The organism is Streptococcus cuniculipharyngis (genome assembly GCF_007859195.1).
Taxonomy (GTDB): domain Bacteria; phylum Bacillota; class Bacilli; order Lactobacillales; family Streptococcaceae; genus Streptococcus; species Streptococcus cuniculipharyngis.
The window spans coordinates 225,390-238,211 of the sequence record NZ_VOHL01000001.1 but is presented as its reverse complement, the minus strand read 5'-3'; the positions used below and the strand labels follow the sequence as shown (position 1 = coordinate 238,211).

Here is a 12,822-nt window from a genome sequence, read left to right as displayed (position 1 = left end):
GATAGAGTGTAACAAGACAGAGCTGGAAAAATTATCACGGGAAATGGTATAATACAAATATAAAAATTACTCATCCAAGGAATGAATTATGACCAAATCATCTAAACAAATTGAACAAGATGCTGTTGATTATTTAAAAATGGCCTTAAAAAAATCTAAACACATTGATAGAGAGATTTCTGAAGGAGATAGAGAACCTATATGGGATGGTCATATCTATTTTTACAAAAATATCCAAAAACAAAATATTGATTTAGTTGAGAGAATACCAGTTCAAGTAAAAGGTAGAGATGATTATTACAATAAAAATGTAGGATACTCTATAACAAGAGATAACCTAGAGCATTATCTACATGAAGGTGGAGTACTTTATTTTGTTGTGTATCTTAAAGGCGATGTACCAACTGTCACCTATGCTTCATTGACACCTAAAGTAATTAAGAAAATTTTGCTGGCTAGCGATAAGAAAAAACCAGATATAAAAAATATTTCCGTTTCTATGAAACCTCTCCCTGATAATGAAAAAGAATTAAATTTTGTATTTTTAAATTTTATTCAAAAACGAAAACACCAAAAAGGATTTACTCATATTGAATGGAGAAGCCATGAAACCCTATTGGAAAGTTCTAAAAAATTAGATGGTGATTTTCAGTTTAAATTTATTGGAAAAGATCATCTAGATCTTCTTGAGTATGCAAAAGCTGGTGAACTAGATGTTTATTACAAAGCAAATGGTGCTCCGATTCCCGAACCACTATTAGACGACATTTTGGATTTAAAATTATTTGAAGAAAGAGAAATGGTAGTTCAAGTTCAAGAAAAAGAGCGCATATATAAAGCAACTTTTATTTATGAAACCAAGAATGACTTTACTATAGATTTTCATAATGGCTGTTCAATAAAAGTACAAAAAACACCTGAATTAGTAACACTAACCCTTAATTACTCACTTTCAAATATTCTCTCAAAAAGACTAGACGGATTAGAGTTTATTTTAGAGCTTCAAAAAAATAAAGGAATCATTTTAAATGGTCATAAACTAAATTTCGATGATAAAAATATATCTAAAATTGACTTTGATTTTTTTAAAGAATCTTTAAATGCAAATATTCGACTAAAAGAACTAGTAGATAAACTTAAAATTTCCACAGATCTTGATAGCACAGGCTGGTCACAAAAGGATGCTAGGACAATTGAATTACTGTATGATGGTATCGTAAATGAACAATTAGTAACTCTAGACCGTACAGACTATAATCCTGTTCAAGTCATTCAATTTGCAAATGTACATGTTTTGCTATTTCTAATTCCAGAAAATGAAGGAGCTCAAAATTATAGATTATATAACTTTAGTGATTATGATATGACACTAATCAATGAAGATAAACAACAATTTTCAAAATATGAAATAGTTGATTTAGAACAGTTACTACTTGTTGACAATTTTGATATTTATGATTACCTTGTGTCATACTTATCAAATGAAATTAGAGTTGAAAATATGGACCTTGGTTTATTGAAACTGATAAACTATGCTGATTATAAATGCGACCAGAAGGCCTTACAGGCCTGCTTAGAATTTGCTCTAAGAATTGTAGATATGGATAAATCTGAAAACAGTATCCTCAATTTACTACAAGTAAAAAAACGTTTAAATAGTTTAATCCAAAAAGATTATACTTATCTGCACTCTTTAATGAACCACAAATTAGCAGAGATTCGATTTGCTGCAAATTGTATCTTAGGCTATATAGAACAAGCAAAGTACTTATTCGAAAACGAATTCTCCGTTGAACAACAAGAAATTTTTACTGAGTACCCTATTTATAAACTCCTCACTTCAAATTAAATAAAAATGTCAAATATAGTCATAATCACTATTTATATGGTTAAAGCAGAGACGACAATAGACTAATAATTGTATTAAAAGAGAGCTAGAAGCCACAACTTCTAGCTCTCTTTCTTACTCTGCTTAAACTGTTCTATACGTTTTTCCAACTCTTCTGTCTTTAACCTTGCTCTGGCAGTCTCAATACGGTCATCTAAACTCTCTTCCTGAACAACAAGGCTCGTTGGTTCAGGATAACTTGCTGGCGCTTCTTGCTGCTCTTGGTCAAAAACTAAATTGATTAACTTTTCAACCTTGTCTAACTCTGTATCCGTCATGGCTGATAAGGTATGAATCAAAGACTTGAAACGATCTGATGATGGTGAAACGTTCTTCTCTTTAGGTTTGAATAGGTCTCTTAACATGGTGCTCCTTTCGCAAAAAACAGTCCCATAAGGACTGTTCGCTTAGACAAGTGTATCCATCGCCTTTAGAATGGCGGTGATGGTTTTGATGGTGTTGCCTTTCTCATTGACCAATCCCTGCAAACGGTCAAGCTCCAACTGGTAGCTGCTCATGTCTGCTTCATGACTGGTGAGCTGTTTCTGAAGGTGCTCCTTGTAAATCGTGGTTGGGTCTTTGTCCAAAGTAGGGCTGGGAAGTGCTACTACTGATGGTGACATTTCGGTATTTTCCTGCGAGGCTTGCTGTAATTCACCAGCCTTTAGTTTTTGAAATTCTGCCTGATAATCAATCGTTTCTGTTGTAGGACTTGGTGCTGGGTCACCTTTACCAAAAAGTGCCGCAATCTTAGCGCGTTCCTGGTCTGGTGTAGTGGGTGTTGTTTGGTCTAGTGAACCGTCATAGGTCCAGTCTGTTTGTGTCGTCATTCTGTTCTCCTTGTGTCATTAGGTTCTTGTGGGGCATGGGGCTTAGACAATTTCCCAAAAGCTCGCTCTAAAGCCTCGTCAAAGCGTATCTGACTGCTCGTTTGATAAGTGATAAAGGTGGCGTACATGGCTTCCTGGAGTTGGTCCTGATAGATTTTGAGGCGCTCTTCCTCCTTGGCCACTTTCTCAGCCTGTTTGCTGACTTTTTCTTCTAAACGAGCCACTTGGCTCAAACTCATAGGCATTCCTCCTTCTTTGGGTCTGGGTCTAGCTTATCAAAGGTCCCTTGATTTTTTCATCACAAGTCAAGAGTGGGAGTTCTAGGAGAATAGACAGCCTGAGAACGCTCCTCATAAAACTGACAGAGCCAATCGTCCAAACTAGGTTCCAGCTTTCGCCTGATTAACTCCTCATTCCAATCAGTTTTGCCATCTAAAAGGTCTAACGGTGGTAAATCCTGCTCCAGGGGAAAGCCCTGGTCTTTTAACTTCTCAATAAAATCTCGCCCTGCTTCATCATTATCGACAGCTAGCGTGAGAAACTGTTCATGATGTTGAATGTACTTCGTCGTCTGTAAAATCACATCCAGATAGTGACTTAATCGTCCCTTGTCCAGCTCATCAAGAAAACGAAAATCTCCCTTTTCCTCCGAAGCTAGACGGATCACATGGTAGGCAATAACACTTTTCTTTAATCCTTCCATCGATACCAGACGGACATCCGATAGCTCTTCCTTATGGCATTCATAATAACTCATCAAATCAATCACAGATTCCGCAAAGACAAGCCGCTTGGGTTTACCTATAGTCAAACTAATCCCTGCATAACCGTGAGTACCTTTCATGATTTTCTTGAGCCGTCCTCGGTCATATCGGTCTGGGTGTTCCTTAATCCCCTGAAGGCTAGCTCCCACCAATCGCCCATGATGGTCCTTACTCTTAAACACAACCACAGGCTCGGTATGGTTGTCGCTCTGCCATTCCCCTTGAGCAAGAAGTCCTTGCCGACCAAAGGTGTTGATGGTCTCATCAGATAAGTGACGGATGGTCTTGAGATAGGTGCGAGCAGAACCAAAGTCCTTACTTTCAGGAAGATAATAACGAAACGGTTCCAGTTTTAACACCTGTACCTCCTGCTCTGGAAAATCTCCCTTGTCCAAAAAGTGAATGGCTTCCTTGAAGCTAACCCCTGCTATCAGCTGGACAAAATCAATGACATCGCCCTGAATATCCCGTGAAAACCACTTGAAGGTATTGGTGTTGGTAAAAATCTTGAAAGAATCGTGTTCTACCTGTTCGTAAAGGGTGCTGGATAAACGTTTCAATGGGATACCAAAGGCCCCTGCCACGTCAACGATGGACTTCTTCTTAATCATCTCTAATGCAATCATCTCATTCTCCTATATGAAAATAAGCAGAAGGCTGGCCTTCTACTTAGGGTGTTGTGGTTGAAACTGGCAATTCAGGAATCGCTTCTGGCTCTGGTGTCGTCTTTTGTGCTTGAGTAAGAGCTTCTGATAAATCTGTCGAATAGGTTTGAAGATGGTTGACCAAGAGCTTATCTCCCAGTTTGGTGTAGGTCAAGCGTAAGAGGCGTTTCTCCACTTGATTGGTCTGAGCCTTGTCTTTTTGTTCCAAGTCTGGAACGTAGGTCACTGTATAAGACACCTCGGCTAAGACCTCATTTGAAGCATGATTGAGGTAAATATCGGCCTCCTGATACTGATAATCCAAGATATAGTCCTTGTAGACCTGCTGGAGGGTATCTTCTTGGCGAGTCAATTCTTCACGGTAGGCTGAATCCGTCAAATAAGGCTTGATACGCTTGTTATTTTCGCCCAGTTGTTTCTTGGTAAAGTAGTGACGGAGAAACGCCTCAACGCTCTCTTGAGATAGCTGACTGGCTTTCTCTTTTTTTGTCTGTTCATCTTGTAGTTTCTTAGCCTCCTGCTTGATAGCCGCCCTGGTCTCATTGGTCACACTTTGCTTACCTAAGCTATAGCCCATAGTCGAGACAAAGGCTAGTAAAGCAAGACTGGCTACACTCACTAGGACAATCTGCTTGGTTTTATCAATCATCTGTTTTTCCTCTTTTCTATAGTGATAGACCAAGCATACCATGAGGAGATTGGGGATTTTATCACAGAAAAAAGGACACCCGAAGGTGTCCAAATGTGGGGTTAAGCGAGGCGTTTTGTAAATCGTTTGCTTATTTTTTTAACCAATAATCCAGCCAACAAGACATTTATCCCGACAAAAAAGGTCGGAAAACTGAGCCAGCCATTGGTCTGAAAATCTCTGACAAAGAGGTCTGTTTCAGTAAACAACAGGTAAAGACCATAAACCTCCATAAAGGCTAGAAAGAGACCTCCTCCAATGAGCAATAAGCCTGTCGCCGCCAGAAACAAGCGGTAAAGTAGGAGAAGAATCCCTCCAATAGCGATGAGAATGAGAATAATTTGCCCTAACTCTTCAAACATCTTATGCCTCCCCTAGCTGTCTGCGATAGTACGTCGCCTTAGTGTTGTCCAGCTCCTCCAGTCGTTCAACCAAGTCCCAATACTCTACCCGTGTCCCCTCATCGAGGTCTGGGAAGAAGGTCTCACGATTGGTCATGATAACCTCTAATTGACCCGTGACCTCACGGATGGAAAAACTCACATCACCTGTGGCTGTCTCGTATTGGGCTTTCAAGTCACGATAAGCCTCGTACTGGTCAGATGTACTGAACCCCTCACTCAAAAGGTTATCTAGTTGGTGTTTCATGTTTTCAAATTGGTCTGTCATGATGGTTCTCCTTTTCTTCTTCTACCATTAGTTTACCGCGTTCCATTCCTTTTGTCAGCTCATTGCTGCTAAATGTCCAAAGAAAGTTGGTCGTCAAGGACGATTTCTTGCTGATTGGGCGGATTAAGAAAGGGAGCTAGGGCTTCTTCAATGACCTCTATAGGCTCCCCTGCTTCAATCAGGGGTGAAAGAACATCGTATTGGGCTTTAAGGTTTTGATAATGTTCTTCCTTACTAAAGACCCTCTCAATCTGTTCCTTGGCAACGGCTGCCTTATCCCTCATGGTCTTGGCCAAAGCCTCGGTTGTTTCTTTGTCCTTTTCAATGTCGTCAATCACATTGTTAATCCGCTGGAGGATACCAATAGGGGATTTCAAATCCAGACTAACCGAATACTGATTATCTCCGACGACCCTTAAGGTGACCAGTTCAGGAACAGGTTCAGTCATGCTTCTGGTTGTCACCTTCAAGGCAAAGCCTCGGTAGTGGGCAAGCGTCCGGAGTTCCTTGGTTTCTGAGCGGTTCTGACGAATCAGTTGGTGTAGGTACTCCCCTGCCTCGCCTTTTTCGGTGTAGGTTTGGCTACCAAAGGACATGACAAAATCCTTGCCTTTACTATTTTTTGACCGCTCAATGTCCTGGTCATAAAGACTAAGGCGTTTCTCCATAACCGGCAAATCTCGCTCCGCCACCCGTATGGTTTGACGGTAATCGTCTTTAGTTCGCTCAAAGGCACGCCGTTCATTGTCCAAAAGCCCCAACTCATTTTCTAGCTCCATCTTGAGTTTAAGAAAGGGATTGCCCGTAGCCAAAGCCTTGAAATCAGAGGCGGTCATGGTCTGCTCATCAATGTCTTCTGCCGCCCGAACAGGCTCTTTAGAGGTCATAATTTGCGTGATGTACTTGAGCTTATTCTCTTGGGTCTGCCAGAGGTAGTTGTCAAAACTCCCTTTAGTAATGTAGTGATAAATATCTACTTCTTGGTGCTGGTTTCCCTGACGAATCAGCCGACCATTTCGCTGGACAATATCACTTGGTCGCCAAGGCACGTCTAAATGATGGACAGCTTTCATCTTGGCTTGAACGTTGAGACCTGTTCCCCCTTTTTCCGTTGAGGCCATGAGAATCCGCACCTCACCACTATTGACCTGACGAGATAGACTATTCTTCTTGTCGTCAGTATTGGCATCATGGACAAAGGCAATCTGGTTGGCTGAAATCCCACGCTCGACCAAGAGGTTCTTCAATTCGTTATAGATGTCAAAAACAGTTCCATCTTTCTTGGGTGTCCCAATATCTGAAAATATCATCTGGGTACTTTCTGTCACCATATTTTCCCGATAAATCCGCTCCACATTATCCACCACCTGAAGAAGTTTTTGACTGTCTGACAGCTTGTAGGCAGGGGCAATCAATCGCATGTCAATGGCTAGTTTTCTAGCTTCGCCAGTTATCTTTAACATGTTGTCCACAGTCGGCTCTACCAGACCGTTTTTGATGTCCTCAGACCGTGCCACCAGCTCCTCTAGGTAGTAACGCTGACTATCCGTCAACTCACTCTCTACGGGGATAATCCTTGACTCTGGCACAGGTAAGTCCAACATATCTGAAGTTTGAATATCAGCTGTTTCCTTATAAATCCGCATGAGTTCAGGCAGGTTGACAAATTTCTTAAAGCGTTTCTTAGGCTGGTACTTATCTCCCGTTGGAGACAGTTCCATTGAATTCTCAATCTGGCCAAAAGCTCCTACCCAAGAATCAAAGTGTGCCACCTGATACCGCTCCAGCACATCTGGCTGGACATAGTTCATCATAGTGTAGAGTTCGCTGATGGAATTAGAGACTGGTGTCCCTGTCGCAAAGATGACGTGACGATTATCATGTTCTGACTGGACTTGCCGCACCTTCATCTCCATGTCCACGTTCTTCTTGGCTGTGATATTGGTAATCCCTGCTACGTTACCTAAGCCTGTGATGGGGCGGATATTCTTGAAATGGTGGGCTTCGTCCACAAAGAGGCAGTCAATCCCTAAGTTCTCAAACTCGATAAAGCTATCCCTATCTAATTTTTGAAGTTCTTCTAAGCGTTCTTCCAGAGAGCGAATGGCTCGCTCGGATTCCTTGACTGTGTAGTCATTCTCACTATTCAAGTAAATCTCACGCATCTGGCTCAGCTTATCCAGAATATAGGCTTCTTGTTTGGCCTTACTCATGGGAATTTTCTCAAACTGGCTATCACCGATAACAATGGCATCATATTCTCCTGTGATAATACGTGAGACAAACTGCTTCCGGCGAGATTTGACAAAGTCCTTCTTGGTCGTCACAAAAACTTTCTTGGTCGGGAAAAACTTGAGGATTTCCTGGCCAAATTGAGCGGTCAAACTAGAAGGGACAACATAGAGTGGTTTATTGACCACCCCCAACTCTTTCAACTTAAACCCTGCTCCAAGCATGGTCAAGGTCTTTCCTGAACCTACTTCATGAGCCAAAAGGGCTCGCTTTTCCTCCACGATGCGTTGAATGGCATTTTTCTGGTGAGGACGTAAGGTGATATTTTGAGCCAAGCCATCAATGACCAGATGGCTGCCATCATAGGTTTTTGACACCGTTCGGTTATACAGGCTATTGTAGGTGTCCGCAATCAAGGTCTGAACTTCTGGGGAGGACAAAACAAAGTCCTGGAAAAGTCCCTGCATATCCGCTTCCCTACTCCGCAATAGGCTAGTTCTTTCGGCATCCGTCACCTGCTTTTGCTTATCACCCTCTTTGACCGTCTGTGTAATAGTAGGCTGATTGGAATTAAGCAGGTTCTCAAAAACCTTTCGTCCACTATCATAACGTGAGCCCTTAACCCCTAAAGTATATTCCTGTGCAGAAACAGGACGATTAGTAAATACCTTAGATAGAGTATAGGTCCCATCAATCGGACTAACCTCAATCACCTCAGTTAGGCTTGGGTCGTCTAAGGGTCTCTCCTCACCCAGAAGAACCGTATAGGCAAACTGGCCATAAACTTCGGTTGGAATCCAACGAGAGCCAATGCGGTAGGCAATATCTGCCAAGCCAATTTGACGGGGCTTAACAGCCTCAAGTAAAGTCTGGTAGTGCCTCCAGTCTGCCAAGTTATTATCTTCTTTTTGAAGCAAATCCACCTGGTCAAGCTTGGTTAAAATATCGCCTGATAGAAAATCCTGACGAGAGACATAGACTGCTTTTCCTAAAAGGGCATAAGCAGGGTCCAACAGAACCAAATCCCCTAATTCCTCAATCACATCACCTTCTGTTTTGCCTGGATAAAGAGACATCATAAAGGCAATATCCACCCCACGACCATCTGCCAGACTGGCATTGAGGGCATCCTGAGCCGTATTGACGGCTTTGAGAATACGGTCTGGTCGCACCAAGGCTTTCTCAAAAGCCAAGGACTTCTTATACTTGACCTTCTTGTCCACAGGGTCAATGTATTCATCTTCCAGACTAGCTAGAAGAGAATACTTATCATCACTATCAAATAGATTGCGGTTGACGTTACTATTGAGGTAACCATGCCGTCTGACAAAGCGGTCATACTGGTTGTTTAAGTCACCAAGCAAGCCTTCAAAGACCTCACGGTCATAATCATAGTCCCGCTGGAGGTCAATCATCTCCTGATAGGTGTTGCGAAGGTTGACCATGCCCTTGATACGGGCAACCTCCTTATCAGACAAAGTTCCCTCATAGAAGACCGTTTTCTTAAAAAGTCCCTTGTGTCTGCCCGTCTTCGTCGCCTCTTTGGATAGATAAACATCAACGGCTGTCTCATCGGTCATGTTCAAGGCCACAAAACGCTCAATAGCTGCTTGAGAGTGCTTGGCATCCCAAGCTACAAAGTCCCCAGCTTCTGTGACATAGTAGCTGATTTCCTCTGTCTTAGCCCCTACTCGAATGCCTTCACGGTCCCGGTAGTAAATCGTGTCCCCCTCATAGCCGAAACTATAGCGTTCAAGGCTATCCCAAATGGCTTGCGGAATGGTCTTGTCAACGTTTTTCTCCATCAGGACTTGAGACTGGATAAAGATGTTGTCCTTAACTTGTGGAAGAGTAACCTGCTTCAAAGCCTCATTCAACTCTAGCACTAAGTCCTGTCCGCTTCCCTTCAAGGACAAGGTTCCACCGTTAAAATTTTTAACCTCATAAGTTCCCAAAACTTGGGAATTATTCTCACCGTCAAAGTAGGGATTGAGCCAAATACGGTCGTCCTTGGCATACCGCTTGCTTCCCAAAAAAGCAAGGTCATCTGTCAATGCTCTCTTGTTCAAATCCTTTTGGAAGAAGAGAATGTCCGTTGTCACATTGGTTCCTGCAATAGCCTTAAAGGCTGAATCAGGCAGACGAACCCCACCCGAGAACTGAGTGGTAGCCTTGATGTCCTGTAAGACATTGTCTACCTGCTTGTCCATGGTTCCTGTTGAGGAAATGACCGCTACCTGACCAGCGTCATGAACCAAATCCAGCGACTTTTTGATAAAGTAGTCATGGATCATATAAGGCTTGTCATAACGGTTGTCCGCAATCCTAAAATTGCCAAAGGGAATATTGGAGATGACCAAATCAAAACTATCCGCCTGAAAGGGCACATCTTCAAAACCTTGGACAAAAATGGTGGCACTAGGGTGAAGCTATTTAGCAATAGCTCCCGTAATACCATCCAACTCCACGCCATATAACTCACAGGTGTCTCTCAACTGGGCTGGCATAGCCGCAAAGAAATTCCCTGTTCCCATAGACGGATCCAGCACCCGTCCGCCTGTAAACCCATCTGCGACCAACTTATCCCACATAGCTCTCACAATAGCTGGGTCGGTATAGTAAGCAGTCAGAGAACTCTGCTTCATATCGGAGTATTCCTTATCAGACACCAATCTCTTTAGCTCTGCCCGTTCTATCTCAAACTGAGGATTGTAGTCGTCAAAAAAACTATTGGCTAGACCGCCCCAGCCGACATACTTGGCTAATATCTCCTGTTCAGGTGGGCTTGCCTGCCGCCCAGACTTGTCTAGTTCTTTAACGAGACGGATTGCCGCAAGATTGGCTTCCACCTTAGCCCGTGTCCCTTTAGGGTAAAAATCGGTCAAGTCCTCTGGAAAGGCAAAATTCTGAACAGGCTCAACCTTAACTAGCTCAGGCTCCTTTTCAAGCACACTAGGCTCGTCTTGAATAACCGCTTGGTCTTTTGGAGCCTCCGTTCTTTCTGCAGGACCTTTGTCTGAAGTGGGGTCTGTTTGACTGTCATCTAGGAAAGAAAAGAGGTCGATGTCATCAGAATCCTTTATTACTGCAAAGTCATTACTTTCTTTAAAAGCCTCTGACTTTTCTGGCCGATAAACAAGTTGGCTCTTTTCCAATGCACCAAGCGAGCCGACATAAAATACAGGACTGTCTAGCACATCATCATCGGGTAAAGCAGCTAACGCAACCCTAATCTGCCCCTGGTCTTCCCTAATATCTGCGACCTCAAACAGATGTTCACCATAACTGGCTAAACTTCCCAGAGGATACGTCTTTTGAACCTCTTCCTTGAGTTCTGACAGGCTATCATCAAAAGGAGTTTCCTGTTCTCTAGCCTGAAGTTCTTCCAATAATAAACGAGACGCCTTGTCTGGCTCTGCTTGAGCCATTCGCTCAAAGATTTTGGCCTCCTCTAGCTTCAGCCCATCTTTGGTCATGCAATTGGCCACAAAGACCAAACGCTCATAAGAGAGGCTGCTCTCAAGGAAAAATGTAACGCTATCTCTGTCTAATCCCTGATCAATCAATTCAACCGCAAGCCTCAATTGATTGACCGTGGCATGAGAGTACTACCCTAAATAAAGCAACTCTTCCTTGGGCAAACGGTATTTCCCAACCGCATCTAACAAGACCCCTCGGCTACTCTCTGGAAAGTCCTCAATAGGGAAACCAGCTTCCTCTAAAAGCTGGTAGTTTCTCGCCAAGAGCTGACGACTGAGGTCTACCAATTCTGCTAGTTCCTGAGAACCTGGCTCTCTAGCCAATTCATCTGCCGACCCATCCGCTTCCAGATAGGTAAAAATCGTCTCCCCTTCATAGATGGGGGTTTGCCTGCGTTCCTCATCAAAGTCACCCAAACGAAATTGTAACGGTCGCTCTAGTTTGGCTAATTCATCGTAGTGGCTTAAAATGGCAAACTTTTGGGTTAGGTTCAAGTGTTCATAGGCCTCATAGTGCTGGCTCTTGCCTAAGCGACGGTCATAAGAAGAGAGTGGTTCAGCTTGATTGGTCAAATAGGCCGTTACCACATTATCAACTTCTTCAAATCTGACGGTTTCTTCCTGATTCACCTGACTGAGCTCTGCTTTTTTCTGGTCGAACTGAGTAATGATCTCTGCTTTAATGCCCAAGGGCAAGTCCTGATAGGCTGGCAAGTGCGCCACAAGTAAACTCGTCTTATCTAACCTGGCCACCGGTTGACCGTAATGGGCAACCAGATCTTGGTCAGTGGTTTCAAAGGTTAGTTCTGGCTTTGGGGTAGTTGGGGCTTCATAGTTCAAAATAAACAAATCAAGGTCTCGGCTAATGCGGTCTGCTAGGTTGTTAGCCACCTTAGACACATTGATAAAATCCACCTGTTCCATTTGCGACACCAAACGCTTCAGTGAGACACCGTGATAGCTTCCCTGTTGGTCTAGAAGTTGACAATAAACGGCAAGATTATAGGTCGCAACCAATACCACCATATCTTTTTCAAAAGGGGTAAGTTGAGGGATTTGCCGTAAACCAGCCTGAGCGAAATGATAAGCATAAGCGCCCAAATGTTCAAAAGGTTGGTCTCCTTGGCTCAGAAAGGCAACTAGCTCCTCACTCACATCGTAGGGAGTTGGGAAAAAGGGAACATGACCTTCCTGCTCGATAAAGGTTTCCAAAAGCCTTTCCCAAGGCTTATCAAAATGGTGGGCTTGAAAGCGTAAAAAAGCCTCCTTAATGGCCAAATCTTGGTGTTGATGCTGACGGAGGCGGTGGCTGATGGCTTGTGTATTCATCTAGTAGTTCTCCTTTGATTTTCTTTAGTCAAAAAGGACTGAGAAAGCTCTCAGTCGGTCATAGACAGCTCTCGCTGTGCGTCTACTTGAGGTCTTGCCAAGTCTGCCATGTAGCTTTGTAAGAACTGGGAACGACTATCCAACTTGTCTTGGGCAAGAGCGAGATGAACCAAGTCCCCAAAGTAATCGTCACTATCTGCATCCAGCTGGTGGCGAATCAAATCATCTAAAGTCTCCAAACTATAGGGGTCAAAGTTGCCCAATTCCCAACCATCAGA

The 12,822-nt window shown here is 43.1% G+C and carries 8 protein-coding genes and 1 pseudogene; 1 reads left to right on the top strand and 8 read right to left on the bottom strand.

Features of this window, described 5'->3' with window-relative positions; genetic code table 11:
* Positions 1-88 precede the first annotated feature (88 nt).
* On the top strand, positions 89-1,849 hold the full coding sequence (locus tag FRX57_RS01210) for a hypothetical protein (protein ID WP_146565835.1): 1,761 nt from the start codon (positions 89-91) through the stop codon (positions 1,847-1,849).
* A gap of 101 nt (positions 1,850-1,950) precedes the next feature.
* On the opposite strand, the gene FRX57_RS01205 is transcribed toward FRX57_RS01210, so the two are convergent.
* From FRX57_RS01205 to FRX57_RS01170, 8 genes and pseudogenes are all read right to left on the bottom strand, one after another.
* Positions 1,951-2,253 carry a hypothetical protein gene (locus tag FRX57_RS01205; protein ID WP_146565834.1) on the bottom strand — a complete coding sequence of 101 codons (303 nt, stop codon included), beginning with the start codon at positions 2,251-2,253 and terminating at the stop codon, positions 1,951-1,953.
* 42 nt (positions 2,254-2,295) lie between these two features.
* Positions 2,296-2,718: a DUF5945 family protein gene (locus FRX57_RS01200; RefSeq protein WP_146565832.1), complete on the bottom strand. Its 423-nt coding sequence runs from the start codon at positions 2,716-2,718 to the stop codon at positions 2,296-2,298.
* A complete protein-coding gene (locus tag FRX57_RS01195) occupies positions 2,715-2,957 on the bottom strand; it encodes a DUF5965 family protein (RefSeq protein WP_425472607.1) in 243 nt (80 codons plus the stop codon). The genes FRX57_RS01200 and FRX57_RS01195 overlap by 4 nt, the downstream gene beginning before the upstream one ends.
* A 59-nt stretch (positions 2,958-3,016) precedes the next feature.
* Positions 3,017-4,108, bottom strand: coding sequence for a toprim domain-containing protein (locus tag FRX57_RS01190; protein WP_146565830.1), 1,092 nt, complete (start codon positions 4,106-4,108; stop codon positions 3,017-3,019).
* 43 nt (positions 4,109-4,151) lie between these two features.
* Complete coding sequence (locus FRX57_RS01185) at positions 4,152-4,796, bottom strand: hypothetical protein (RefSeq protein ID WP_146565828.1); 645 nt, start codon at positions 4,794-4,796, stop codon at positions 4,152-4,154.
* A 101-nt stretch (positions 4,797-4,897) separates the two neighbouring features.
* The gene (locus FRX57_RS01180) at positions 4,898-5,197 is read right to left on the bottom strand and encodes a DUF5966 family protein (RefSeq protein WP_146565826.1); all 300 of its coding nucleotides are present in this window, start codon (positions 5,195-5,197) and stop codon (positions 4,898-4,900) included.
* Position 5,198: 1 nt separating this feature from the next.
* Entirely contained in the window at positions 5,199-5,504 is a 306-nt protein-coding gene (locus FRX57_RS01175) for a DUF5962 family protein (protein WP_146565824.1), read from the bottom strand.
* A gap of 68 nt (positions 5,505-5,572) precedes the next feature.
* Positions 5,573-12,544 (bottom strand): annotated as a pseudogene (locus tag FRX57_RS01170) (DEAD/DEAH box helicase family protein).
* Positions 12,545-12,822 lie beyond the last annotated feature (278 nt).

Bases quoted from the DNA above. Each gene is read 5' to 3' on its own strand.
- FRX57_RS01175 (WP_146565824.1), bottom strand. From the start codon at position 5,504: ATGACAGACCAATTTGAAAACATGAAACACCAACTAGATAACCTTTTG.
- FRX57_RS01210 (WP_146565835.1), top strand. From the start codon at position 89: ATGACCAAATCATCTAAACAAATTGAACAAGATGCTGTTGATTATTTA.
- FRX57_RS01200 (WP_146565832.1), bottom strand. From the start codon at position 2,718: ATGACGACACAAACAGACTGGACCTATGACGGTTCACTAGACCAAACA.
- FRX57_RS01195 (WP_425472607.1), bottom strand. From the start codon at position 2,957: ATGAGTTTGAGCCAAGTGGCTCGTTTAGAAGAAAAAGTCAGCAAACAG.
- FRX57_RS01180 (WP_146565826.1), bottom strand. From the start codon at position 5,197: ATGTTTGAAGAGTTAGGGCAAATTATTCTCATTCTCATCGCTATTGGA.
- FRX57_RS01185 (WP_146565828.1), bottom strand. From the start codon at position 4,796: ATGATTGATAAAACCAAGCAGATTGTCCTAGTGAGTGTAGCCAGTCTT.
- FRX57_RS01190 (WP_146565830.1), bottom strand. From the start codon at position 4,108: ATGATTGCATTAGAGATGATTAAGAAGAAGTCCATCGTTGACGTGGCA.
- FRX57_RS01205 (WP_146565834.1), bottom strand. From the start codon at position 2,253: ATGTTAAGAGACCTATTCAAACCTAAAGAGAAGAACGTTTCACCATCA.